Raw genomic sequence first — 22,946 nt, 5'->3', positions numbered from 1 at the left:
GCGCAGCAAACCGAATCAGCTTTCCCGCGGCGCGTAGGCAAACACGTCAGCGCGCATCTGATGCGGGTCCATCCCCGCCTCCACTAACGCATCCAGCGTGCCATAGACCATCGACGGCGAGCCGCTGGCATAGATATGCAACGGTTTGAGATCGTTGAAATCCTCGCGAATCGCTTCGTGCAGCATGCCGCAGCGACCGTCCCAGCCGCAAACGTCGCTGACGACACGATGCAGATGCAGATTGCTCATGCCCTGCCATTCATCCCAGTGCGACAGCTGGTAGAAGTCTTCGGGATGGCGAACACCCCAGTACAGATGCACCGGATGCGAGAACCCGGCTGCGCGGCAATATTCGATCAGACTGTGCATCTGCGCCATGCCGGTGCCCGCTGCAACCAGCACCAAGGGTCCGTCCGGCAGTTCTGCCAGATGCGTGTCGCCGAATGGCAGCTGGATCCGCGCAAAGCCCTGCCGCCGCAGGAATGCCAGCAGCTCGATCGCGGATTCCTCACGCGCCAGCACGTGCAGCTCCAGCTCTCGGCCGCTGCCGGGAGCAGAGGCGAGGGAAAACGCCGACCACTCACCGTCCTCCCGTTGCAGCAACAGATATTGACCGGCGTGATAGCGCGGCTGGCGACCGGCCGGCAGGCGTAGGCGCAAGCGCACCACATCGCCACCGACCTCTTCGTAGCCACTGAGCTGGCAGCTCAGCTCGCGTACCGGCAATTCGCCGGGCGCCAGCACGCCATCCCAGAGCAGCACGCAGTCTTCCAGTGGCTCGGCCAGGCAGGCCAGCAGCTCGCCGTGATCGCGTACCTCGCCGGCCTGCCGCACACGTCCTTCGACCAGCAGCGAGGCGCAGATGTGGCAATTGCCGTTGCGACAGCTCTGCGGGCATTCGTAGCCCAGACGCCTGGCGGCATCGAGAAATCGTTCGCCGGGCCGCACGTCGAGCACGGCGCCGGATGGCTGCAAAGTAACTTTCATGTGCACGTCTTATCAGTGAACGGGATGACCCGCCAAGGCTTTCGGGCGGGCTCGGGCCCGCCTCTTCGGATATGTCAGTCGATGCCCAGCTGCGACCAGAGTTCATCAACCCGCTGCTTCACCGCCGGGTCCTGAACGATGACCCGCCCCCATTCGCGGTTGGTCTCGCCCGGCCATTTGTGGGTGGCATCCAGGCCCATCTTCGAGCCCAGCCCGGAGATCGGCGAGGCGAAATCCAGGTAGTCGATCGGCGTGTTGTCGATCATCACCGTGTCGCGCTTGGGGTCCATGCGTGTGGTGATGGCCCAGATCACATCGTTCCAGTCGCGGGCGTTGATGTCGTCGTCGGTGACGATGACAAACTTGGTGTACATGAACTGACGCAGGAAGCTCCACACGCCGAGCATGACCCGCTTGGCGTGGCCGGGATACTGCTTCTTCATCGTCACCACCGCCATGCGATAGGAACAGCCTTCCGGCGGCAGGTAGAAATCGACGATTTCCGGGAACTGCTTCTGCAGGATCGGTACGAACACTTCGTTCAGTGCCACGCCGAGAATCGCCGGCTCATCCGGCGGACGCCCGGTATAGGTGCTGTGATAGATCGGGTTTCGGCGATGGGTAATGCGCTCGACGGTGAACACCGGGAAGCGGTCGACCTCGTTGTAGTAGCCGGTGTGGTCGCCGTAAGGTCCTTCATCGGCCATCTCGCCCGGATGGATATGCCCTTCGAGGACGATCTCGGCGTACGCCGGCACCTGCAGATCGGAGCCGACCGCCTTGACCAACTCGGTGCGCGAACCGCGCAACAGGCCGGCGAAGGCATATTCGGACAGCGTATCGGGCACAGGCGTCACCGCACCGAGAATCGTCGCCGGGTCCGCGCCCAGTGCCACGGCGACCGGGTACGGCCGATCCGGGTATTTATTGCACCATTCACGGAAATCCAAGGCCCCACCACGATGGCTGAGCCAGCGCATGATCACCTTGTTGCGGCCGATAACCTGCTGGCGGTAGATACCGAGGTTCTGCCGCTCCTTGTTCGGCCCCTTGGTGATGGTCAGACCCCAGGTGATCAGCGGGGCGGCGTCGCCCGGCCAGCAGTGCTGTACGGGGATTGTCCCCAGGTCGACGTCATCACCTTGGATGATCACTTCCTGGCAGGGCGCGTCCTTGAGCACCTTGGGCGCCATGCTGATGACCTTCTTGTAGATCGGCAGCTTGCTCCAGGCGTCCTTCAACCCCTTCGGCGGCTCCGGCTCCTTGAGAAACGCCAGCAGCTTGCCGATCTCACGCAGTTCGGAGACATCCTCGGCGCCCATACCGAGGGCGACCCGCTGCGGCGTGCCGAACAGATTGCCGAGCACCGGCATGTCGAAACCCGTCGGGTTCTCGAAGAGCAGTGCCGGGCCCTGCTTGCGCAGGGTGCGGTCACAGATTTCGGTCATTTCCAGAACCGGGGAGACAGCAGCCGTGACGCGCTTGAGCTCACCGCGTTTTTCCAGGCCGCTGATAAAGTCGCGCAGATCGCGATACTGCATGCTTGAGCCTCGCATGGGCCGGCAGGGACGAGGCGCAAAGTTTAGCGCCCGCGTCGGGTTTTCCAAAACCTGCAGACAGACGAAGGCCGGGTTTCCCCGGCCTTGTTGGCAACGACGAGTCGCTTACTTGCGCTTCATGGACATGAAGAATTCGTCGTTGGTCTTGGTGTCCTTGAGCTTGTCGAGCAGGAACTCAATCGCAGCGCTTTCATCCATCGGATGCAGCAGCTTGCGCAGGATCCAGATGCGCTGCAGCTCTTCCTCGCTGGTCAGCAGCTCTTCGCGGCGAGTACCCGAACGGTTGATGTTGATGGCCGGGAAGACACGCTTCTCGGCAATGCGACGATCCAGTTGCAGCTCCAGGTTACCGGTGCCCTTGAACTCCTCGTAAATCACCTCGTCCATCTTCGAGCCGGTCTCCACCAGCGCGGTGGCGAGAATGGTCAGCGAACCGCCTTCCTCGATGTTGCGCGCGGCACCGAAGAAACGCTTGGGCTTCTCCAGCGCGTGGGCATCGACACCACCAGTGAGCACTTTGCCGGAGCTCGGGATCACGGTGTTGTAGGCACGCGCCAGACGGGTGATGGAGTCGAGCAGAATGACCACGTCCTTCTTGTGCTCGACCAGGCGCTTGGCCTTCTCGATCACCATCTCGGCGACCTGCACGTGACGGGTTGGCGGCTCGTCGAAGGTGGAGGCGACCACTTCGCCGCGCACGGTGCGCTGCATCTCGGTCACTTCTTCCGGACGCTCGTCGATCAGCAGCACGATCAGGTGGCACTCGGGGTTGTTGCGGGTGATGTTGCTGGCGATGTTCTGCAGCATGATCGTCTTGCCCGCCTTTGGCGGAGCGACGATCAAGCCGCGCTGGCCCTTGCCGATCGGAGCACAGAGGTCGATTACGCGACCGGTGAGGTCTTCGGTGGAACCGTTGCCGGCTTCCATCTTCAGGCGCTCGTTGGCGAACAGCGGGGTCAGGTTCTCGAAGAGGATCTTGTTCTTCGCGTTCTCCGGCCGATCGTAGTTGATCGAGTCAACCTTGAGCAGAGCGAAGTAGCGCTCACCTTCCTTCGGAGGGCGAATCTTGCCGATGATGGTGTCACCGGTGCGCAGGTTGAAGCGGCGAATCTGGCTGGGCGAGACGTAGATATCGTCCGGGCCGGCCAGGTAGGAAGAATCCGCAGAGCGCAGGAAGCCGAAGCCGTCCTGGAGAATCTCCAGCACGCCATCACCGGAGATTTCCTCGCCGCTTTTAGCGTGCTTCTTGAGCAGGGAGAAAATCACGTCCTGCTTGCGCGAACGGGCCATGTTATCGATGCCCATCTGTTCGGCCATTTCCAGCAGTTCGGTGATGGGCTTTTGCTTGAGTTCAGTCAGATTCATAGAGAGAGTCAGGAAGGATGTAGAAAGCGATTAGCTTGAGAAGCCGCGCAGCAAGAGACGAACAGGTTCGTTGTGCTTTATGAGGCTGAAGTGCGTCGGCGACGGCGTGCAGAGGGCGACGGAAGAATGCGTCGCGAGGCCGAATTTAGCACCGTGCAGACGAAGCGTCCACCCTGCCGATGAAAAAAGCCCCCGCGACTGCGAGGGCTTTAGAGGGGAACTTCGGCGAAGTCAGATGTTGCTGTCGAGGAACGCCGCCAGCTGCGACTTGGACAGTGCACCGACCTTGGTCGCCTCGACATTGCCGTTCTTGAACAGCATCAGCGTCGGGATACCACGCACGCCGTATTTCGGCGGGGTTTCCTGGTTCTCGTCGATATTGAGCTTGCAAACCTTCAGACGGCCTTCGTAGTCCTTGGCGATCTCGTCGAGTACCGGCGCGATCATCTTGCACGGACCACACCACTCGGCCCAGTAGTCGACCAGTACGGGACCGTCGGCCTGGAGGACGTCCTGCTCGAAACTGCTGTCGCTGACATTGTTGATGTATTCGCTCATGGATTTTCTCCAGGGTCGGAACGGAAAGGTCGCCATCATAGCCCTACTGTGAGCGGATCGAAAGCTGCAGACCCTCGGGTCGGCGACGATCGCCCGCGAGCAGCGCCCCCATGCGTCAACGACTGCGTTGGCGGATGGGGGCTATCATGTCAGGATGTCTGAGTTTTGCATCGAGACCGCCCAATGCGCCATAACACCGCTGAGACCTTTCCCATGATCGCCGCCCTGGATCTGGGCTCGAACAGCTTTCACATGGTGCTCGCGCGCACCAGTAATGGCGAAATGCGCATCCTCGAACGGCTCGGCGAGAAGGTCCAGCTGGCTGCTGGGATCGACGAAAACCGTCTACTCGACGAGGCCGCCATGCAGCGTGGGCTGGACTGTCTGCGTCGCTTCGCCCAGCTGGTCAATCATCTGCCGCAGGGCGCCGTACGCATCGTCGGCACCAACGCACTGCGTGAAGCGCGCAATCGCGCCACCTTCATCCGCCGCGCCGAAGAGATCGTCAACCATCAGGTCGAGGTCATCTCCGGCCGCGAAGAAGCGCGCCTGATCTATCTCGGCGTGTCGCACACCATCCCGAGCAGTTCCGGCCGCCGCCTGGTGGCAGACATCGGCGGCGGCAGCACCGAGTTCATCATCGGCGAAGGGTTCGAATCGCAGCTGCGCGAAAGCCTGCAGATGGGCTGCGTGAGCTACACCCAACGCTTCTTCCGTGACGGCAAGATCACCCCGGCACGCTACGCCCAGGCCTACACCGCCGCGCGGGTAGAGCTGATGGGCATCGAGCATGGTCTGCGCCGGCTCGGCTGGCAGGAATCCATCGGCGCGTCCGGCACCATCCGAGCCGTCGGTCTGGCGATCAAGAGCGGCGGCTTCGGCAACGGCGAGGTCAACCTCGAAGGGTTGGGATGGCTCAAACGCAAGCTGTTCAAGCTCGGCGACGTGGAGAAGATCGACATCGACGGCATCAAGCCGGACCGTCGCGGCGTGTTTCCTGCGGGCCTGGCGATTCTCGAGGCGATATTCGATGCGCTGGAGATCAGCAGCATGACCCACTCCGAAGGCGCCCTGCGCGAAGGGGTGCTCTACGACCTGCTAGGCCGTCACCATGACGAGGACATCCGTGACCGCTCGCTGAGCTTCCTGATGGAGCGCTACCACGTCGACATGGAACAGGCCGCGCGAGTCGAAGCCAAGGCGCTGGAGGCGTTCGACCAGGTGGCCGAGGCGTGGAGCCTGGATCAGGACTGGCACCGGGAGCTGCTCGCCTGGGCTGCACGAGTGCATGAAGTGGGCCTGGATATCGCGCACTACCACTACCACAAGCATGGCGCCTACCTGATCGAACATTCCGACCTGCCCGGTTTCTCCCGTCAGGATCAACTGATGCTGGCGCTGCTGGTGCGCGGCCACCGACGCAATATTCCTCAGGACAAGTTCGGCGAGACCGGGGTCGATGCCGATGCACTGGTGCGACTGTGCATCCTGCTGCGCTTCGCCATCCTGTTCCACCACATCCGCGGTGCCAACGCCGTCTCCGAGGTGCAGCTAAAGGCGACCGAACGGGGCCTGGAGCTGATCTTCCCGACCGGCTGGCTGGGCGCGAACCCGCTGACCAGGGCCGACTTCGAGGCCGAAGCCGCCTGGCTCGCGCGCGTGGGCTACGAACTGCGGATGAAATGAAACAAGGGCCCTAGGGGCCCTTGATGATACAGGTAACCAGTCTTCGCCTCCTCAGCCAGGCCGACGCGGCGCGCGCCAGCCACATGCCTGAAAACGCACCGCGGGAAACACCTGACTCAGCGCACGCCGACCTGCGGCCCGGTGAGACGCTCCAACAACGTACTCTGTATGTTGCGCGCATTCTGATTACCGGTGGGGCTGTTGCGCAGGTAGCTGCCGTCAGGCTGCAGAATCCAGCTCTGGGTGTTGTCGCTGAGGAAGCCTTCCAGCTCCTTCTTAACCCGCATCACCAGTTTCTTGCCTTCCACCGGGAAACAGGTTTCCACCCGACGATCGAGGTTGCGCTCCATCCAGTCGGCACTGGACAGGTAGAGCTTCTCGTCACCGTCATTCTGGAAGTAGAACACCCGACTGTGCTCAAGGAACCGGCCGATGATCGAGCGCACATGGATGTTGTGCGAGACACCGGCGATGCCCGGCCGCAGGCAGCACATGCCACGCACGATGAGATCGACGCGCACGCCGGTCTGGCTGGCCTTGTACAGCGCCTTGATCATCTTCGGATCGGTCAGCGCATTGATCTTCAGAATGATATGCGCGGGCCGCCCCTCGGCCGCGTGCTGGGTTTCCTGGGCGATCAGGTCGAGCAGCGTCTTCTTCAGCGTGAAGGGCGCGTGCAGCAGCTTCTTCATGCGCATGGTCTTGCCCATGCCGATCAGCTGGCTGAACAGCTTGGAGACGTCCTCGCAGAGCGCGTCATCGGAGGTCAGCAGGCTGTAGTCGGTGTACAGCCGCGCGTTGGCCGCGTGGTAGTTGCCGGTGCCCAGATGCGCGTAACGGCACAGCTCGCCATTTTCGCGACGCAGGATCAGCATCATCTTGGCGTGGGTCTTGTAGCCGACCACGCCATAGATCACCACCGCGCCGGCCTGCTGCAGGCGGCTGGCGAGCTGCAGGTTGGATTCCTCGTCGAAGCGGGCGCGCAGTTCGATCACCGCGGTAACTTCCTTGCCGCTGCGCGCCGCATCGACCAGCGCATCGACGATCTCCGAATTGGCACCCGAGCGATACAGCGTCTGCTTGATCGCCAGCACGCACGGGTCCTTCGCAGCTTCACGCAGCAGATCGACCACCGGCGTGAAGGACTCGAACGGGTGCAGCAGCAGGATGTCCTGCTTGTTGATCACACTGAATATCTTGTCGCTGTTCTGCAGCAACTTCGGAATTGATGGTGTGAAGGGGCTGTATTGCAGCTCCGGGTGGCTGTCCAGCCCGGTGATGCTGAACAGGCGGGTCAGGTTGACGGGGCCGTTGACCCGGTACATTTCGCCCTCGCCCAGACTGAACTGCTTGAGTAGAAAATCGGCCAGGTGCTGCGGGCAGGTATCGGCCACTTCCAGGCGCACGGCATCGCCATAACGACGCGATATCAGCTCGCCACGCAGCGCGCGTGCCAGGTCCTCGACGTCCTCGGTGTCAACCGAAAGGTCGGCGTTACGGGTGAGGCGGAACTGGTAGCAGCCCTTGACCCGCATGCCGTGGAACAGGTCGTCGGCATGGGCATGGATCATCGAGGAGAGGAAGACGAAGTTGTCGCCGGCGCCGCCGACCGACTCCGGCACGCGGATCACCCGCGGCAGCAGGCGTGGCGCCGGGATGATCGCCAGACCGGAATCGCGGCCGAAGGCATCGACGCCTTCCAGCTCGACGATGAAGTTCAGGCTCTTGTTCACCAGCAGCGGGAACGGATGGGTCGGATCGAGACCGATCGGCGTGACGATCGGCGCAATCTCGTCGCGGAAATAGCGGCGCACCCAGGTCTTGAGTTTGGCCGTCCAGTGCCTGCGGCGAATGAAGCGAATCTGATGCTCGGCCAGCGCTGGCAGAAGCACGTCGTTGAGGATCGCGTACTGGCGGTCGACCTGTTCGTGGACCAGCTCGGATATGCGCGCCAGCGCCTGATGCGGCTGCAGGCCGTCGGCGCCCGCCTGTTCGCGGGCGAAGGTGACGCGCTTCTTCAGTCCGGCGACGCGAATCTCGAAGAACTCATCGAGGTTGCTGGAGAAGATCAGCAGGAACTTCAGCCGCTCCAGCAGCGGATAGGACTCATCCAGCGCCTGCTCGAGCACGCGGACGTTGAACTGAAGCTGCGAAAGCTCGCGATGGATGTACAGCGCACTGTCGTCCAGGTTGGTCACCAGCGCGACCGGCGTCTCCTCGACGACTTCCAGTGGCGCAGACACCACCTCGGGCAACGTGTGTTCCAGCACCTCGCCGACCACGGCGTCCTGCAGATCCTTTTCGCTGAGTCCCTGGTTGATCATCGCTTTGCCTCGAAAGGGCTCACTGGCCCCGTTTTAATTGTTGTGCCGCCTGTTTGGCGAAGTAAGTCAGGATGCCATCGGCCCCGGCACGCTTGAAGCCGACCAAAGACTCAAGGATGACGGCCTCGCTCAGCCAGCCATTCTGGATGGCGGCCATGTGCATGGCGTACTCGCCGCTGACCTGATAGACGAAGGTCGGCGCCTTGAAGGCATCTTTGACCCGCCAGACGATATCCAGGTAGGGCAGACCGGGCTTGACCATCACCATGTCCGCGCCTTCGGCCAGGTCGGCGCCCACTTCGTGCAGCGCCTCGTCACCGTTGGCCGGGTCCATCTGATAGGTATTCTTGTTGCTCTTGCCGAGGTTGGCGGCAGAGCCCACCGCATCTCGGAACGGGCCGTAGTAGGCGCTGGCGTATTTCGCCGAGTAGGCCATGATGCGCACGTTGTGGTGTTCGGCCACTTCCAGCGCCTCGCGAATCGCCTGGATACGACCATCCATCATGTCCGACGGCGCGACCACCTGAGCGCCGGCTTCGGCGTGGGACAGCGCCTGGCGGACCAGCGCGTCGACAGTGACATCGTTCTGCACGTATCCGCTGTCGTCGAGAATGCCGTCCTGGCCGTGCGTGGTGAATGGATCGAGGGCTACGTCGGTGATGATTCCCAGCTCAGGGAACCGCGCGCGCAAGGCGCGCGTGGCGCGCTGGGCGATGCCCTCCGGGTTCCAGGCTTCGGCCGCATCGAGGGACTTCTTCTCCAGCGGTGTCACCGGAAACAGCGCCAGCGCCGGAATGCCCAGCGCCACCAGCTCTTCGGCCTCCTTGAGCAGCAGGTCGATGGACAGGCGCTCCACTCCCGGCATCGACGGCACCGGCTCGCGGCGGTTCTCGCCGTCGAGCACGAACACCGGCAGGATCAGGTCATCGACGGTCAGCACATTTTCGCGCACCAGACGGCGGGAAAAATCGTCACGACGATTGCGACGCAGACGAGTAGCGGGGAACAGCCGGCTGGCAGGAACGAAACTCACGACGGACTCCTGGCCCGCAGAACGGGCGAATATGACGTTTATAGGCCCGACACATGACGAAATGATGACAACGCCAGGCCGTCGAGCCTCCGAAACCGCGCCCATTGTCGCCAGCCATGCCGGCGACTGCCAGTGCTTTGATCAGGCGCAAACTGCCGCGCCAAACCTGCGGCAATGAACACCAGCGCATCGCGCGAATCCAACGGAACGTGTGGGGCTTACCTGGAACCGTCCCAGGTATTAGCATCGAACGCATCTGCCGTGCCCGACGCAGGGCCGCTGAACTTGACCAGGAGTACCACCATGAACAAGAAAGTCGCCGTGATCCTCTCCGGCTGTGGCGTCTACGACGGCTCGGAGATCTACGAAAGCGTCATCACCCTGCTGCGCCTGGACCAGCGTGGCGTCAAGGTGCAGTGCTTCGCACCGAACATCCCGCAGATGCACGTGATCAATCACCTGACCGGCGACGAGATGCCGGAGTCGCGCAACGTGCTGACCGAGTCCGCTCGCCTGGCCCGCGGCGAGATCAATGATCTGCGCGAGGCGCGCGCCGAGGATTTCGACGCGCTGATCATCCCCGGCGGTTTCGGCGCCGCGAAGAACCTCTCCAATTTCGCTACCGAAGGCGCCCGCAGCAAGGCACTGCCGGATGTCGTGGCGCTCGCGCAGGCCTTTGCCGAGGCACGCAAGCCGGTCGGGATGATGTGCATCGCGCCGACCATGGCCGCGCAGATCTTCGGCGCCGGCGTGGTCTGTACCCTTGGCAGTGACGAGGCCGATGCCGCCAAGGCGGTCGCGCAGATGGGCGCCGAGCATCAGGCGTGCGAAGTCAGCGACATCGTCGTGGACAAGCAGCATCGACTGGTCACCACACCGGCGTACATGCTGGCGCAATCCATCAGCGAAGCCGCTTCGGGCATCTACAAGCTGGTCGACCGGGTACTGGAAATGACCACCGAAGACTGATCCGAACGCCGCCAAATGATCCCGGGTCCGCCCGGGATTTTTTTGCGCGAAAGCCGCCAAAGCCGCGGCTGCTCGTGCCGCCACTCTGTTCAGCGCGAACATCCTCGGGCAGCTTGATCGCTCATCCACAGGAACGCCGACCATGAACCACGACGACGCCCTGCTCGCCGAGCAGGCCCAGGCGGTACGCCAGATGTTCGAACGCATCCCCTTCAACCAGGCGCTGGGCATCGAACTGGACGAGGTATCGACCTCCCAGGTCGTCATGCACCTGCCGATGAAGCCGGAGCTGGTCGGCAACTTCGTCCACGGCATCCTGCATGGCGGGGTCATCGCCTCGCTGCTGGACGTGGCCGGCGGGGCAATGGCAATGCTCGGCGCCTTCGACAAGCATCGCCATTTGACCACCCAGGAGCGCGCCGCACGGCTTTCCCGGCTGGGAACCATCGATCTGCGCATCGACTACCTGCGCCCAGGCCGAGGCACCCGCTTCAGTGCCAGCGCGATGCTGCTGCGCTCGGGCAACAAGGTCGCAGTGGTGCGTTCTGAGCTGCACAACGAACTGGGCACTCTGATCGCCGTGGGCACCGGCACTTATCTTTGCGGCTGATCGGCCGATAGGAGATTGGCGGCCAGAGTGACCTCTCGTACACTCTGGCCGAAGATGGCAATGAGCCACTATCTCCACGAGGCAGGACGCCCGAACTGTTCGAGTGCCGCCGCGTGTCCAGACTCCTGTTTTCCGAGCTTCCCGCCGACCAGATCGCTCTGCTTGGCCACAGTCACGACCCGCTGCTGGTCGTTCTTTCCTACCTGGTCGCCAGCGCGGCGGCGTTCACCGCCTTGGCGCTGGCCAAGCGGGTCAGCCGCAGTGGCAGCCCGCGCGGTCGCGAATTGTGGCGTTGGGTCGGTGCGTTCACCCTGGGCGGCGGCATCTGGTCGATGCATTTCATCGGCATGCTGGCCTTCAGCGCACCGCTGGACATCAGCTACGACCATCGCATTACCCTGCTTTCGCTGCTGATCGCCATAGCCGTGTCCTATGTGGTGATGCATCTGCTCGGCCGCGATCGCCTCAGCATTCCGCAGTACGCGATGGCCGGAACGGCCGCCGGCATCGGCATTGCCGCCATGCACTACACCGGAATGGCGGCGATCCGCTCGCTGGCCACGCTCTACTACGCACCGCTGGCCTTCGCCGCCTCGGTGCTGATCGCCATCGGCGCCTCGATCGCCGCACTGGTGCTGGGATATCACTTCCGCGCCAGCCAGAGCCGGCATCAGCACTGGCAGCGCCTGCTCTGCAGCCTGTTGATGGGTGCGGCGATCGTTTCGATGCACTACACCGGCATGCATGCGCTGACCTTGGCAGTCCCCGCCCACATGCTGGAGCACACCGCCCCATTCGGCAGTCACGGCGGCCAGCATGCCGTCCTCGCATCGGCAATCGGTCTGGTCGCGCTGCTGGTGATCGTCACCGGCATCGCCGCCAGCTGGGCCGAACAGCGCTTCAGCGAGCAACGCCAGGCACTCGACCAGGCCGAGCACCAGCTCAACGCGATGACCCATTACGACCCGCTGACCAACCTGTTCAACGGTCGCGCCTTCACCGAGATGGTCACCCAGGTCCTGGCCGCGCGCGAGGAACGTCAGGCGCTGGCCGTGCTGGTGGTGGATCTGGACAACTTCAAGCGCATCAACGACAGCCTCGGCCACCGCAGCGGCGACCTGGCATTGCAACAGGCGGCGCATCGAATCCGTGCGGTACTCGGTCAGCACGACATGCTGGCGCGCTTCTCCGGCGACGAGTTCTGCGTCTTGACCCTCGGCCAGTGGGAGCAGGCCCAAGCGCTGGCCAACCACATCCTCGAACAGCTGCGCCCGCCCTTCACCCTCGGCGACACCCAGCTGCGCCTGACCGCCAGCATCGGCATCAGCCAGTACCCCGAAGACGGCCTGAACTTCGATGCGCTGTTCCGCCACGCCGGCCTCGCGGTCGGCCAGTGCAAGGCCAGCGGCCGCAACCGCAGCTTGCGCTTCAACCCCGCGCTGGAACTGCGCGCCCAGGAGGATCTGTCGCTGGAACAGGACCTGCGCCGGGCACTGAACGAAAACCTCCTCAGCGTGAACTATCAGCCCATCGTCGATGGCCGCAGCGGCGAGCCGGTGAGCCTCGAGGCGCTGGTGCGCTGGCAGCATCCGCAGCAGGGTTTCATCAGTCCCGAGCGCTTCGTCGGTCTGGCCGAGCAACACGGTTTCGTCGCCGAGCTGGACGCCTGGGTCGCGCGCCGCGCCTGTGCCGACCTGGTCGCCTTGCTCGATGAGGGCTACGACCTGCGGGTAGCGGTCAATTGCTCAGCGCTCAACCTGTCCAATCTGCAGATGCCGGAGGTCGTCGCGCGCATTCTCGAACGTACCGGTCTCGACCCGGCGCGGCTGACCGTGGAAGTCACCGAGAATGCGCTGATGAACAGCGTAGGCGCGGCGGTGCGCACTCTCGATGCCGTCCGTGAGCTCGGGGTGAAGGTGTCCATCGATGATTTCGGCAGCGGCTATTCCTCGCTGGCCTACCTGCGCAAGCTGCCGGTGGACACCCTCAAGGTCGACCGCGCCTTCGTTCAGGAAATCGCCGAGCAGGCCAATGACCGCGCCATCACCGCGGCGATAATCGCCATGGCGCATAAACTCGGTCTCAAGGTGGTGGCCGAAGGCGTCGAGGAGGAGGTACAGCTGGCCTACCTGCGCGAAAACGGCTGCGATTACATCCAGGGCTACTACTACAGCCGCCCGCTGCCATTGTCGGCACTGCGCGACTGGCTGGCCGCGCGGCGGCCGCTCACTGCGGGCGCGACAATCGCGTGAGCAGGCGATCCAGGGAATTGGCGAAGGCTTGGCGGTCGCGCTCGCTGTAGGCCCCCTGACCGCCGCCCATCTGGCCCTGATCGCGTAGATCGCTGAACAGGTTGCGCACCGCCAGCCGCTCGCCCATGTTGCGCTCGTCGAACTCGCGACCGCGAGGGTCGAGCGCCGCGACGCCCTTCTTCACCAGTCGATCTGCCAGCGGAACGTCGCTGCAGATCACCAGGTCACCCGGGGCGGCATGTTCGACCAGATAGTCATCGGCTGCATCCGGCCCGCTCGGCACCACGATCAGCCGCACGCAGGCGAACGCCGGCTTGACCTGGCTCTGGCCGGCAACCAGCAGCACATCGAACCGCCGTTTGAGGGCGAACTTGATCACCTGGTCCTTGGCTGCGCGCGGGCAGGCATCGGCATCGATCCACACGCGCATGGCGGTTGCCTCGTTCATGCCGCCGCGCGCCTTACCGTCGCCAGCAGCGCCGCCGCGCCGGCGAACATTGCGGCGAAACTGCGGTTGACCAGGCGCTGCTGACGCGGCGTGCGCAACAGCCGCAGCACTTTCGCCGCCAGCCCGGTGTAGCCGGCCATGACGATCAGGTCGACCACCACCATGGTCGCGGCCATCTCGCTGTATTGCAGCAGCAACGGCCGCTGCGGGTCGAGAAACTGCGGCAGTACGGCGAGGATGAAAACGATTGCCTTGGGGTTGCTGGCGTTGACCACAAACCCGCGCAGCATCAGGCTCAGCGGCCTGCCGATGGGTCGCGGGGCGGCGGAATCATCCAGCGCCTCGGGCTGCGCCTGCCACTGCTTCCAGGCCAGCCAGAGCAGATAGCCGACGCCGAACCACTTGATCAGGCTGAATGCCAGTTCCGACGTGGCCAGCACCGCACCGACGCCCGCCGCAACCACGGCGATCTGCAGCACCAACGCCAGCTGCAGGCCGATGGCATTCCAGTAGCCGCGCCAGAAGCCGTACTGCAGCCCGCAGGACATCGAGGCGATAGCGCCGGCACCCGGCGACAGGCTGATCACCCAACAGGCAACGAAGAACGCGAGCCAGGATTCCAGAGACATGCTGATTACCTCCATTCAACGAGCGCCGGCCGCCCGGCCGGCGCTTCGGTTCAGTCCGGCGAGCCCTTGCCCAGCTTTACCGGCTCCTTGAGCTTGCGCTTCATCGCCTTGCGCATGCGAATGTTCAGTGCCTCGACGCCCAGCGAGAAAGCCATGGCGAAGTAGACGTAGCCCTTCGGTACATGCACATCGAAGGCTTCAGCGATGAGCAGCGTGCCGACGACGATGAGGAACGACAGCGCCAGAATCTTCAGCGTCGGATGCTTGTCGATGAACTCGCTGATGGTACCGGCAGCCAGCATCATCACCAGCACCGCGATGACGATCGCCGCGACCATCACCGGGACGTTTTGCACCAGACCGACCGCTGTGATCACCGAGTCCAGCGAGAAGATGATGTCGATCACCGCGATCTGCAGGATGATCCCGATAAACCCGGCCTTTACCACGGCGCCGCCCGCAGCCTGCTCCTCTTCCTCGCCTTCGACGCTGTGCCAGATCTCCATGGTGCTCTTGAACAGGAGGAACAGGCCTCCGAAGAACAGGATCAGGTCGCGCCCGGAAACGCCCTCGCCCAGCACCGTGAACAAGTCATTGGTCAGGCGCATCACCCAGGCGATGGATAGCAGCAGCAGGATCCGCGTGCCCATGGCCAGCGCCAGGCCGAAGAAGCGCGCCTTCGGCTGCTGTTCCTTGGGCAGGCGGCTGACCAGAATCGAAATGAAGATGATGTTGTCGATGCCGAGGACGATTTCCAAGGCGGTCAGGGTCAGAAAGGCGACCCATATCTCAGGGTTGCTGAGCCATTCCATGAGGGTTCTTACTCGTTGGGGTTACGGTTATAGAGTTGCACTTCGCTGCCACGCCAACGGCGTACGGCCTTCTGGAAGAACAGGCTGTTGGGCACCTGCACGATGGCGCCGGTGCCGGCTTCGGCCACCTCTTCCAGGGTGGTGTAGACAAGATTGATGTCGATGACCCGCCCCTTGACGATCGGCTTGTCGAAAGCCTCGACAATTTCCACCACATCGCCCAGCCGGAACGGGCCGACCGTGAGGATCAGCACCGCACAGAGCAGGTTGGACAACACGCTCCAGATCGCGAAGAACGCGATGGCCGCCACCGCGACGAACCCGGAGATGGCTGTCCACAGCACGGTGGCAGAGACGCCGAAGCGCTCCAGTACCATGATCAGCGCGCCGCCGATGATGAACCAGCGGATGCCGCCGCGCACCGGGATCAGCAGTTCCGGCGGCAACGGGTAGCGCGACGACAGCCGAGTCAATCCACGGGCGACCACCCTTTGCAGCACATAGGCGACCAGCAGAATCAACAGCACCTGCAAACCCAGCATCCACTGCAAGCGCCACTCTTCGACCAACGTCAGCCAGGGTTCGCTCATGCACTGGCCTCCAGTTGCGCCTGCAGGCTCTCGAGTATTTCCAGCGCCTCCAGCCAGGCTTCCTCCAGCTCGCCTTCGCGAACCTTCAGCTCGGCCTGCTTGGCCAGCAGCTGGCGCAGCTCGTCCTTGCGTGCCACTTCGTAAAGCGCGCTGTCACCCAGGTTCGTTTCCAGCTCGGCCAATTTTTCGTGCACCGTCGCCAGGTCCTTCTCCAGCTTGTCCGCCTGACGCTTGTGCGGCGCCAACTGCTGGCGCAGGGCGGCGGCGGCCTGACGCTGGGCGCGCTTGTCGGTCTTGTCCGCCGCCGGCTCGCCGCCTGCCACGGGTTGTTGGCGCGCACGGTAATCCACCAGCCAGCGTGCATAGTCTTCGAGATCGCCGTCAAAGCTCTGCACCTGACCGTCGGCGACCAACAGGAACTCGTCGGTGGTGCTCTTGAGCAGATGACGGTCGTGGGATACGACCAGCACCGCACCTTCGAAATCCTGCAGGGCGAGCGTCAGGGCCAGACGCATTTCCAGGTCGAGGTGGTTGGTCGGTTCGTCGAGCAGCAACAGGTTGGGCTTGCCCCAGGCGATCAGCGCCAGGGCCAGGCGCGCTTTCTCGCCGCCGGAAAAATTCAGCACCGGCTCGTCGCAGCGCGCGCCGCGGAAATCGAAGCCGCCGAGAAAATCACGCAGCGTCTGCTCGCGCTCGGCCGGAGCGATGCGCTGCAGGTGCAGCAAGGGGCTGGCCTTGGGATCGAGCGAATCCAGCTGATGCTGGGCGAAATAGCCGACCGCCAGGTTCTCACCGCGCTGCAGGCGGCCGGACAGCGGGGCCAGTTCAGCGGAGAGTGTCTTGATCAGCGTTGACTTGCCGGCACCATTCGGCCCCAGCAAACCAATACGCGCGCCGGGCACCAGCTGCAGCTTGACCTTGTCCAGCACCACCTTTTCGCCGTAGCCGAGGCGCCCTTCGGCGAGGTCTAGCAAGGGGCTGGACACCTTGTCCGCCTCGCGGAAGCGGAAGTCGAACGGCGAGTCCACGTGCGCCGGCGCCAGTTCTTCGAGGCGCTCCAGCGCCTTGATCCGGCTCTGGGCCTGGCGTGCCTTGGTCGCCTGGGCCTTGAAGCGGCGGATATAGCTTTCCATGTGGGCGCGCTGCGCCTGCTGCTTCTCGAAGGCTTGCTGCTGCTGCGCCAGACGCTCGGCGCGAGTTCTTTCGAAGGCCGAGTAGCCGCCGCGGTAGAGCGTCAGTTTGCGCTGTTCCAGATGGATGACGTGATCGACCACCGAGTCGAGGAAATCGCGGTCGTGGGAAATCAGCAGCAGGGTGCCGGGGTAGCCCTTGAGCCAGTCCTCGAGCCAGAGGATCGCATCGAGATCGAGGTGGTTGGTCGGTTCGTCGAGCAGCAACAGGTCGGACGGGCACATCAGTGCCTGAGCAAGGTTGAGACGCATGCGCCAGCCACCGGAGAAGCTGCTGACCGGCAGCGTCATCTGCTCGTTGGCAAAGCCCAGCCCGGCGAGCAGCTTGCGCGCGCGGGCGTCGGCGCTGTAGCCGTCGACGTTGTCCAACTCGGTGTGCAGACGCGCCAGTGCGTTGCCATCGTGGGCCTGTTCGGCGGCGGCAAGTTCGCGCTGAATGCGCCGTAGCTCGACGTCGCCATCGAGCACATAGTCCACGGCCAGGCGATCGAGGGTATCGATCTCCTGGCGCATGTGCGCGATGCGCCAGTCCGGCGGCAACTGGCAATCGCCGCCGTCGGGCACCAGCTCGCCACGCAGCAGCGCGAAGAGGGTGGATTTGCCAGCACCATTGGCGCCGATCAGGCCGGCCTTCTGGCCGGGGTGCAGGGTCAGCTCGGCGCCTTCCAGCAAACGCTGAGGGCCACGCTGTAGAGTGAGGTTCTGGAGTCGGATCATAATGCCGGCGAGTTTATCAGTTCGCCTGGAAAGCCAGCCGGGCCACCCGCAAAAAAAGGCGTACCACTTATGCCCAACCTGGATATCTGGACGTTTGCCCTCAACTGCTACGCACGAGAGGGGGTCGAGACTGCCTGCCTGGAACTGCAAAGTCAGGGGGCGGACGTCTGTGTGCTGATCTGCGCGGCCTGGCTGGAAGCACGCGGGGTGGCCTGCAATCTGGAGCGGATGTGTGCGCTGGAAGAGGTCGCCGCACCTTGGCGACACATAGTGGTGGAGCCGCTGCGAGAACTGCGTCAGGCATGGCGCTCGCCGGCTGAACAGGACGAAGCGCTGCGAGAACTGCGCAAAAAACTCAAGACACTGGAACTGCAAGCCGAGCGCAGCCTGCTGGAACGGCTACAGACGGCAAGCCGCGAATGGGACGAAAGCGCTGTCGCCAACCAGTGGTTGAGTGCTCTTGCGCCGAAAGGTAGTTGCCGCGTTGCGCTGGAAACCCTGCGCAACGCGGCCTATCAGACTCAGCTGGAGCTGGCCGGTGTCTGAGTCGCGGTGCGCTTGGCTGCAGGTTTGCGAGTGGCAGGCTTTTTCGCCACGGCCTTGGCGGCGGGCTTCGCAGTCGCAGGCTTGGCCGCTGAGTCAGCCGCGGCGGGCGCTGCACTGTCAGCTGATTGCGCGGCCGCAGCGGGTTTGGCCACAGTAGCCGAGCGGGCGCGAGCCGGTGCCTTGGCCGTTGCAGGACGTGAGGCTGCAGGCTTGGCCGCGGCACCGCCAGCTGATGTCTTCGCTGCTGTCTTGGTCGGTGCTTTCGTTGGAGCCTTGGCTGGCGTTTTAGCCGCCGGCACTGTCGCTGCCTTGGTGGTCGGAGCCTTGGCGGATGCTGCTGCCGATTTGGCTGCAGTCGGGGCGGCCTTGCTGGCCGGCTTGCGCGCTGCCGGACGGGAGGTTGCGGCGGGCTTGACGGCCGTCGCCTGCTGCTGGGCGCGCAAGGCCTTGTCAGCGTCATCTGCGACCTTGCGGATGCCCTGAGCCAGCTTCAGGCTCTGCTCGGCATCGCGCTTGAGGTCGGCCAGGTAGGTCAGGGTTTCGCTCTGCCGGCTCTGCAGCAATGCAAGGGATTCTTCCAGCTCGCCGAGCCGGGAGCGAGCTTTGGTCTGCGCCTTGGTCTTGCCCGTGCTGCCGGCCTCGTCGAGCTTGGCGCGCGCCTTGGTCAATTTGTCTTGCGCCTTGCCACGCTGCTTTTGCAGCTTGGCGAGCGCACTTTCCGCATCCTTGATCGCCTGGCTGCAGGCTTTGTCCAGATGCTCGATGAGACTGTGGGAAAGTTGCTGCAACAGATGCAGCGGAGTGGTGACCGACTTCTTCTTCGCGGGCATGAAAGTGCCTCCTGGCGGGAACGATGCCCCCATACTAGACGGCCCGCCAGGTGGCCGCCAGGGGACGCGAAGCGCCACACCCGCCGCAGCGGATGGAAGATCTCAGGCCGGAGCAGCCGCCTGCTTGTGCGCGGTATGCAGCACCTCGATCAGGCAGTCTTCCAGTTCGAACCGCTCATGCAACAGCTGACCGAGTTTCTTGAGCTCATCGGCCAAGCCCGGGCTACCCAGGCAGTCGCCCTTCTCGCAACGATCGTTGAAGCCCAGCGAGACCTGGGTGATGGTTTCGATACGCGGATAGATCTGCTTGGCCAGTTCGATGGCGCGAGCATCACCGAAGGCTTCGGCCTCGGCGAGTAGTTGTTCATAGATTTCGAAGTGGCCGGCAGAGACGTAGTCGACCAGATATTCGCAAAACCGCTGCAGGGCCTGGCGAGCGGCGGCATCGTCTCGCTCGGTATGCAGCCCGTCGTACGCATTGATAAGCGCGTGGCGCTCGTTCAACCAACGGTCGATCAGCAGATGTACACCACCCCAGCGTTCCTGGGCATTCCGACAGCTCTCGAGCATGATGACCTCACTTCCCTAATCGATGTTGCTTTACGCCATTCCGAGACGTTTTTGTCTTTCGGTATCGGCCTTTGGGTGAGTGACTGTGACGAGTGGCAAGAATTCGTCACCGCACGAGCAGACTATGCCGCGCTGCTCGAAGCATCAAGCAAAATGCCGACGAATCTTGCGAGCGCAGCGGCACCGGGGGATGCCGCACGTCGAGAAGAAGACCGCACAAGCGTGACGGGAGTTCGCCGGGGGAAGGTAAAGATCGGTTCAGTCGCGACGCAGCAGTTGCCACGCACAGACGATGGCCATGCCGATGAAGCCCAGCAGGCTCCACTCGGGGATGCTCAGACCGAGCATGGTCCAGCTCACCTCGGCGCACTCGGCGGTACCGTGCAGCACCAGCCGCGCGATCTCCTGAAACGGCAACGCCTCCATCATGTATTCCAGGCTCGGCAGGCAACTCGGCAGCTGATCGGCCGGCACGCTCTGCAACCAGATCTGGCGAATCGCCGTGGCCGCGCCGGCAGCCACGAAGAGCAAGGCGAAACCGGAGTAGACGCGCCGCCCCGTCTTTGCCGGCCCGTGAATCGCCGCGGCCAGGCAGATCAGGCCGAAACCGATGACGCAGATGCGCTGGACGATGCAGAGAGGGCAAGGCGCAAGCCCCATCACGTGCTCCATGTAGAGCGCGATGGCGATCAGCAGGGCGCTGCCCAGAGAGGCGAGAGCGAACAGGGAACGAGGGCTGGCCAGGCGCATGATGGCTCCACTAGCTGGAAAAGTTCGCTACGGTAGTGGAAACGTCGATAGGCTTACAAGCTGCGCGGCAGCGTCAGGCCCGCCACATGGCGGACCTGACTAACCGATCACAAGGTGGCCGGGAGATTGCGATCGAGCAGAACCACGCCCTGCTGGAATAGCCGATTGCTGCTTTCGGTATCACCCAGCTGAGCCAGCAGCCGCGCCAGCTCGGCACAGGTTTCCGGACGATGATCGAAGCGCAGACTCGCTTCCAGGTAATCACGCGCCTTGCCCCACAGCTCGTTGCGCAGGCTGATCCGCCCCAGCGCCAGCAGCAGCACCGGGTTCTGCGGATGATCCTTGAGCCAGCCTTCGGCGTGTGCGAGCTGGCGCGCCGGATCGCGGCCCTGCACCCTTCCATAGCGTTCGACCAGGCGATCATCGAACTGGCGTTTGATCGCCGTGTAGAGCACCTCTTCGGCCTTCGCCTGGGCGCCGAGACGAGCGAGCCCATCCGCATAGCCGCGCACCACCAATGGCTCGCCGCGCAGCGCGCTGGGCACGGTCTGCCAGCGCTGGTTCAGCGCTTCGAGGCTGGTCTCGGCAGGCAGCTCGGAGGGCTGACCGGCCTGCTCCACCGCGGCAGTCCAGGCCAGCACTTCCAACTCGTTCAGGCGTGCCGGTGGCAGTACGCGGTGCTTGCGCAGCTCCGGCAGCAACCGGCACAGCGCCGACCAGTCCTCCAGCTGCACGTAGAGTTGCTGGAGCAAGGTAAGAACGTAAGGGTGACGCGGATGGTCGTTTTGCAGTTCACCAAGCGATGCGCGCGCCTCGACATACTGGCCGCGGGCGATCTGCAGCTGCGCGTGCGTCAGGCCGATCGCCAGTGCCGCCTCGGGCTCGCGCTCGCGCGCCTTCTGCAGCAGCTCGTCGCTCTGCGCATATTCACCCAGCTCATTGGCTGCGCGCGCAGCACCCAGGTAATGCACCAGCGGCTGCTGATCCTTTTCTGCCGCCAACTGCAGATGCCCCAGCGCCGGCGCCCACTGCCCCTCGGCAAGCTCGCGCAACCCGCGGCGAGAAGCCTTCTCCACCCGCCGGGCGCGGTGCCGGCGCGACCAGGGGTTGACCAGCGCCCCGGAGACCTGCAGCAGCCCGAGCAACCAGTGCACCACCATGGCCACCAGCCAGAGGCAGGCGACCAGTGCGAGGAATACCCAGAAGCTGGATTCGTAGCGGAACTGGTCGTAGGTGATCAGCACGTAGCCGGCACTCTGGCTGATTGCCCAGCCGAGAAAGCCCGCGATCGCCAGCAGAAGGATGAATACAAGAGCCAGACGTTTCATGTGCGCTGAGCCTCCTGCGCCTCATTCTCGACCTCGGGCTGAGCCGGCGAATCTGAGGATTCAGACGATTCCGGCGCTTGCGCCTCATCGCCGCGCTCACGCTTCTGCACGTAGCCCTGCAGCGCCTGCAATGCTGGCGCGAGATCAGGCAGGGTCACCTCCACCTCGCGCCGTGACAGCTCGTCGAGACGCTTGCGCAGGCCACTCGCCTGGCCATTGTCTTCGCTGAAGTGATCCTTGAGCACAGAGCTGGCCTGCTCCAGCGACTGCCGGTAGACCTCGGCATTGCCATTGAGCACCGCCCACTGGGCCTGCTCGATGGCCAGCGAAAGGGCCAGTCGCACCTGTCCCAGGGTCTGTCCGGCGAGCAGCGGCTTGACGTCGCCGCTGGCATCGAACTCCACACGCACATAGCGCGTCAGCTCGTTCAGCCAGCGCTGCCAGCGGCTGTCCTGCGCGCTTTCCGACTGCGCCTCGCCATTGACGAACTCCGGTGCCAGCGCGCTGAGCTGAGCGGTCTGCCTGCGCAAGGCGCCGAGCTGCAGAAACAGCCCGGTGCGATCGAGCTCCGGCAGGCTGCGCAGGGCTTCGAGCCCTTCCAGCAGCTTCTGCCGCGTGCTGTAGGCACCGGGATCGTCCTGTTTCTGCAGAATCAGGTCAGCTTCGTGCACCAGCATCTCGGCGCTGTTCACGTCCTGCATGGCCGAGAGCTGCAGCATCGCCATGCGCAGCAGGTGTTCGGCCTCGGCCAGGCGCCACTCTTCGCGACTGGCGCCGAGCACCTGCTCGACACGCCCGGAAAGGCGCTGTTGATCGCTCTGCAATGCCGACAGCAAGCGCCGCCGCTCCTCCAGCTCGCTAGCCGAAGGCAGCTGCTCCAGCCGGCCGAGACGCGCCGCCAGCTCACGCTCACGCTCGGCCAGCTGGCGAGCCTTCTCATCGGCGCTCTGCAGGGCTTCGAGCTGACGATCCTCGCTGGCGCCAAGCTGCTGCAGCTGCCAGACGCCATAGCCGCCAAGCGCCACACCGCCCAGCCCGACCAGCAGCGCCAGAGCCGCAAGAGACTTCCCGCCACCGCTGGACGCCGGCCGGGATGGCGCAGGCTTGGCGGATTTGACCGGATCGACGGCGGGGGTCGGCTCACTGGCGGGGGGTTGCAGCGGTTCTTTCTTGGAGTCTGCTTCGCTCACGTT

21 protein-coding genes are annotated in these 22,946 nt (G+C 63.9%); 5 read left to right on the top strand and 16 right to left on the bottom strand.

Annotated features, from left to right (window positions below):
* Positions 1–15: 15 nt before the first annotated feature.
* The 4 genes from BM275_RS14700 to trxA form a co-directional block, all read right to left on the bottom strand.
* A complete protein-coding gene (locus BM275_RS14700) occupies positions 16–987 on the bottom strand; it encodes a CDP-6-deoxy-delta-3,4-glucoseen reductase (RefSeq protein WP_090522018.1) in 972 nt (323 codons plus the stop codon).
* A 74-nt stretch (positions 988–1,061) separates the two neighbouring features.
* Positions 1,062–2,528: a 4-hydroxy-3-polyprenylbenzoate decarboxylase gene (ubiD, locus tag BM275_RS14695; RefSeq protein ID WP_090522016.1), complete on the bottom strand. Its 1,467-nt coding sequence runs from the start codon at positions 2,526–2,528 to the stop codon at positions 1,062–1,064.
* A 123-nt stretch (positions 2,529–2,651) separates the two neighbouring features.
* Positions 2,652–3,911: a transcription termination factor Rho gene (gene rho, locus BM275_RS14690; protein ID WP_014821732.1), complete on the bottom strand. Its 1,260-nt coding sequence runs from the start codon at positions 3,909–3,911 to the stop codon at positions 2,652–2,654.
* 231 nt (positions 3,912–4,142) lie between these two features.
* A complete protein-coding gene (gene trxA, locus BM275_RS14685; RefSeq protein WP_003283463.1) occupies positions 4,143–4,469 on the bottom strand; it encodes a thioredoxin TrxA in 327 nt (108 codons plus the stop codon).
* Positions 4,470–4,652: 183 nt separating this feature from the next.
* On the opposite strand from trxA, the gene ppx reads away from it, so the two are divergent.
* Positions 4,653–6,155: an exopolyphosphatase gene (ppx, locus tag BM275_RS14680; protein WP_014821733.1), complete on the top strand. Its 1,503-nt coding sequence runs from the start codon at positions 4,653–4,655 to the stop codon at positions 6,153–6,155.
* Positions 6,156–6,271: 116 nt separating this feature from the next.
* Here ppx and ppk1 read toward each other — a convergent pair whose 3' ends face one another.
* Positions 6,272–8,479 carry a polyphosphate kinase 1 gene (gene ppk1, locus BM275_RS14675; protein WP_090522014.1) on the bottom strand — a complete coding sequence of 736 codons (2,208 nt, stop codon included), beginning with the start codon at positions 8,477–8,479 and terminating at the stop codon, positions 6,272–6,274.
* A 19-nt stretch (positions 8,480–8,498) separates the two neighbouring features.
* Positions 8,499–9,512, bottom strand: coding sequence for a porphobilinogen synthase (gene hemB / locus BM275_RS14670; protein ID WP_090522012.1), 1,014 nt, complete (start codon positions 9,510–9,512; stop codon positions 8,499–8,501).
* Between the two features lie 303 nt (positions 9,513–9,815).
* Here hemB and elbB point away from each other — a divergent pair, with 303 nt between their 5' ends.
* The 3 genes from elbB (at position 9,816) to BM275_RS14655 (ending at position 13,343) form a co-directional block, all read left to right on the top strand.
* Positions 9,816–10,481 carry an isoprenoid biosynthesis glyoxalase ElbB gene (gene elbB, locus BM275_RS14665; RefSeq protein ID WP_090522011.1) on the top strand — a complete coding sequence of 222 codons (666 nt, stop codon included), beginning with the start codon at positions 9,816–9,818 and terminating at the stop codon, positions 10,479–10,481.
* 142 nt (positions 10,482–10,623) lie between these two features.
* Positions 10,624–11,091 carry a thioesterase family protein gene (locus BM275_RS14660; RefSeq protein WP_003301083.1) on the top strand — a complete coding sequence of 156 codons (468 nt, stop codon included), beginning with the start codon at positions 10,624–10,626 and terminating at the stop codon, positions 11,089–11,091.
* A gap of 113 nt (positions 11,092–11,204) precedes the next feature.
* Positions 11,205–13,343 carry a putative bifunctional diguanylate cyclase/phosphodiesterase gene (locus tag BM275_RS14655; protein WP_090522008.1) on the top strand — a complete coding sequence of 713 codons (2,139 nt, stop codon included), beginning with the start codon at positions 11,205–11,207 and terminating at the stop codon, positions 13,341–13,343.
* On the opposite strand, the gene BM275_RS14650 is transcribed toward BM275_RS14655, so the two are convergent.
* From BM275_RS14650 to BM275_RS14630, 5 genes are read right to left on the bottom strand one after another with little or no spacing between them, the layout of a single operon-like run.
* Positions 13,318–13,773, bottom strand: a complete 456-nt coding sequence (locus tag BM275_RS14650; RefSeq protein WP_090522077.1) for a YaiI/YqxD family protein — start codon at positions 13,771–13,773, stop codon at positions 13,318–13,320. The genes BM275_RS14655 and BM275_RS14650 overlap by 26 nt on opposite strands.
* 14 nt (positions 13,774–13,787) lie before the next feature.
* The gene (locus BM275_RS14645; protein WP_044315180.1) at positions 13,788–14,420 is read right to left on the bottom strand and encodes a LysE family transporter; all 633 of its coding nucleotides are present in this window, start codon (positions 14,418–14,420) and stop codon (positions 13,788–13,790) included.
* A 50-nt stretch (positions 14,421–14,470) separates the two neighbouring features.
* Positions 14,471–15,232, bottom strand: a complete 762-nt coding sequence (locus BM275_RS14640; protein ID WP_023446103.1) for a TerC family protein — start codon at positions 15,230–15,232, stop codon at positions 14,471–14,473.
* An 8-nt stretch (positions 15,233–15,240) separates the two neighbouring features.
* A complete protein-coding gene (locus BM275_RS14635; protein ID WP_044315182.1) occupies positions 15,241–15,822 on the bottom strand; it encodes a mechanosensitive ion channel domain-containing protein in 582 nt (193 codons plus the stop codon).
* The gene (locus BM275_RS14630; protein WP_090522006.1) at positions 15,819–17,729 is read right to left on the bottom strand and encodes an ATP-binding cassette domain-containing protein; all 1,911 of its coding nucleotides are present in this window, start codon (positions 17,727–17,729) and stop codon (positions 15,819–15,821) included. The genes BM275_RS14635 and BM275_RS14630 overlap by 4 nt, the downstream gene beginning before the upstream one ends.
* Before the next feature lie 69 nt (positions 17,730–17,798).
* Between BM275_RS14630 and BM275_RS14625 the strand changes: the two genes are divergently transcribed.
* Positions 17,799–18,275 (top strand): TIGR02444 family protein, encoded by a 477-nt coding sequence (locus BM275_RS14625; RefSeq protein WP_090522004.1) that lies wholly within the window; start codon positions 17,799–17,801, stop codon positions 18,273–18,275.
* On the opposite strand, the gene BM275_RS14620 is transcribed toward BM275_RS14625, so the two are convergent.
* The 5 genes from BM275_RS14620 to BM275_RS14600 all read right to left on the bottom strand — a co-directional run bounded on the left by BM275_RS14620 (position 18,251) and on the right by BM275_RS14600 (position 22,943).
* Complete coding sequence (locus BM275_RS14620) at positions 18,251–19,105, bottom strand: AlgP family protein (protein WP_090522002.1); 855 nt, start codon at positions 19,103–19,105, stop codon at positions 18,251–18,253. The genes BM275_RS14625 and BM275_RS14620 overlap by 25 nt on opposite strands.
* Before the next feature lie 102 nt (positions 19,106–19,207).
* Positions 19,208–19,675, bottom strand: a complete 468-nt coding sequence (locus BM275_RS14615) for an Rsd/AlgQ family anti-sigma factor (RefSeq protein ID WP_014821744.1) — start codon at positions 19,673–19,675, stop codon at positions 19,208–19,210.
* 258 nt (positions 19,676–19,933) lie between these two features.
* Positions 19,934–20,425 carry a disulfide bond formation protein B gene (locus tag BM275_RS14610; RefSeq protein ID WP_014821745.1) on the bottom strand — a complete coding sequence of 164 codons (492 nt, stop codon included), beginning with the start codon at positions 20,423–20,425 and terminating at the stop codon, positions 19,934–19,936.
* A gap of 107 nt (positions 20,426–20,532) precedes the next feature.
* Complete coding sequence (locus tag BM275_RS14605) at positions 20,533–21,753, bottom strand: heme biosynthesis HemY N-terminal domain-containing protein (RefSeq protein ID WP_090522000.1); 1,221 nt, start codon at positions 21,751–21,753, stop codon at positions 20,533–20,535.
* Positions 21,750–22,943 carry a uroporphyrinogen-III C-methyltransferase gene (locus BM275_RS14600; RefSeq protein ID WP_090521998.1) on the bottom strand — a complete coding sequence of 398 codons (1,194 nt, stop codon included), beginning with the start codon at positions 22,941–22,943 and terminating at the stop codon, positions 21,750–21,752. The genes BM275_RS14605 and BM275_RS14600 overlap by 4 nt, the downstream gene beginning before the upstream one ends.
* Positions 22,944–22,946: the final 3 nt, after the last annotated feature.

The sequence above is a fragment of the Stutzerimonas kunmingensis genome (genome assembly GCF_900114065.1).
Classification (GTDB): domain Bacteria; phylum Pseudomonadota; class Gammaproteobacteria; order Pseudomonadales; family Pseudomonadaceae; genus Stutzerimonas; species Stutzerimonas kunmingensis.
The sequence above is the reverse complement of the archived record's forward strand: the minus strand, read 5'-3'. Positions and strand labels throughout refer to the sequence as shown.

What these genes read in the sequence shown, in the direction of transcription:
- BM275_RS14620 (WP_090522002.1), bottom strand. Translation starts at nt 19,105, where the DNA reads ATGCCCGCGAAGAAGAAGTCGGTCACCACTCCGCTGCATCTGTTGCAG.
- ppk1 (WP_090522014.1), bottom strand. Translation starts at nt 8,479, where the DNA reads ATGATCAACCAGGGACTCAGCGAAAAGGATCTGCAGGACGCCGTGGTC.
- BM275_RS14645 (WP_044315180.1), bottom strand. Translation starts at nt 14,420, where the DNA reads ATGTCTCTGGAATCCTGGCTCGCGTTCTTCGTTGCCTGTTGGGTGATC.
- BM275_RS14605 (WP_090522000.1), bottom strand. Translation starts at nt 21,753, where the DNA reads ATGAAACGTCTGGCTCTTGTATTCATCCTTCTGCTGGCGATCGCGGGC.
- elbB (WP_090522011.1), top strand. Translation starts at nt 9,816, where the DNA reads ATGAACAAGAAAGTCGCCGTGATCCTCTCCGGCTGTGGCGTCTACGAC.
- BM275_RS14650 (WP_090522077.1), bottom strand. Translation starts at nt 13,773, where the DNA reads ATGCGCGTGTGGATCGATGCCGATGCCTGCCCGCGCGCAGCCAAGGAC.
- BM275_RS14615 (WP_014821744.1), bottom strand. Translation starts at nt 19,675, where the DNA reads ATGCTCGAGAGCTGTCGGAATGCCCAGGAACGCTGGGGTGGTGTACAT.
- rho (WP_014821732.1), bottom strand. Translation starts at nt 3,911, where the DNA reads ATGAATCTGACTGAACTCAAGCAAAAGCCCATCACCGAACTGCTGGAA.
- BM275_RS14640 (WP_023446103.1), bottom strand. Translation starts at nt 15,232, where the DNA reads ATGGAATGGCTCAGCAACCCTGAGATATGGGTCGCCTTTCTGACCCTG.
- BM275_RS14630 (WP_090522006.1), bottom strand. Translation starts at nt 17,729, where the DNA reads ATGATCCGACTCCAGAACCTCACTCTACAGCGTGGCCCTCAGCGTTTG.
- BM275_RS14700 (WP_090522018.1), bottom strand. Translation starts at nt 987, where the DNA reads ATGAAAGTTACTTTGCAGCCATCCGGCGCCGTGCTCGACGTGCGGCCC.
- BM275_RS14610 (WP_014821745.1), bottom strand. Translation starts at nt 20,425, where the DNA reads ATGCGCCTGGCCAGCCCTCGTTCCCTGTTCGCTCTCGCCTCTCTGGGC.
- ubiD (WP_090522016.1), bottom strand. Translation starts at nt 2,528, where the DNA reads ATGCAGTATCGCGATCTGCGCGACTTTATCAGCGGCCTGGAAAAACGC.
- BM275_RS14625 (WP_090522004.1), top strand. Translation starts at nt 17,799, where the DNA reads ATGCCCAACCTGGATATCTGGACGTTTGCCCTCAACTGCTACGCACGA.
- BM275_RS14660 (WP_003301083.1), top strand. Translation starts at nt 10,624, where the DNA reads ATGAACCACGACGACGCCCTGCTCGCCGAGCAGGCCCAGGCGGTACGC.
- BM275_RS14635 (WP_044315182.1), bottom strand. Translation starts at nt 15,822, where the DNA reads ATGAGCGAACCCTGGCTGACGTTGGTCGAAGAGTGGCGCTTGCAGTGG.
- ppx (WP_014821733.1), top strand. Translation starts at nt 4,653, where the DNA reads ATGCGCCATAACACCGCTGAGACCTTTCCCATGATCGCCGCCCTGGAT.
- trxA (WP_003283463.1), bottom strand. Translation starts at nt 4,469, where the DNA reads ATGAGCGAATACATCAACAATGTCAGCGACAGCAGTTTCGAGCAGGAC.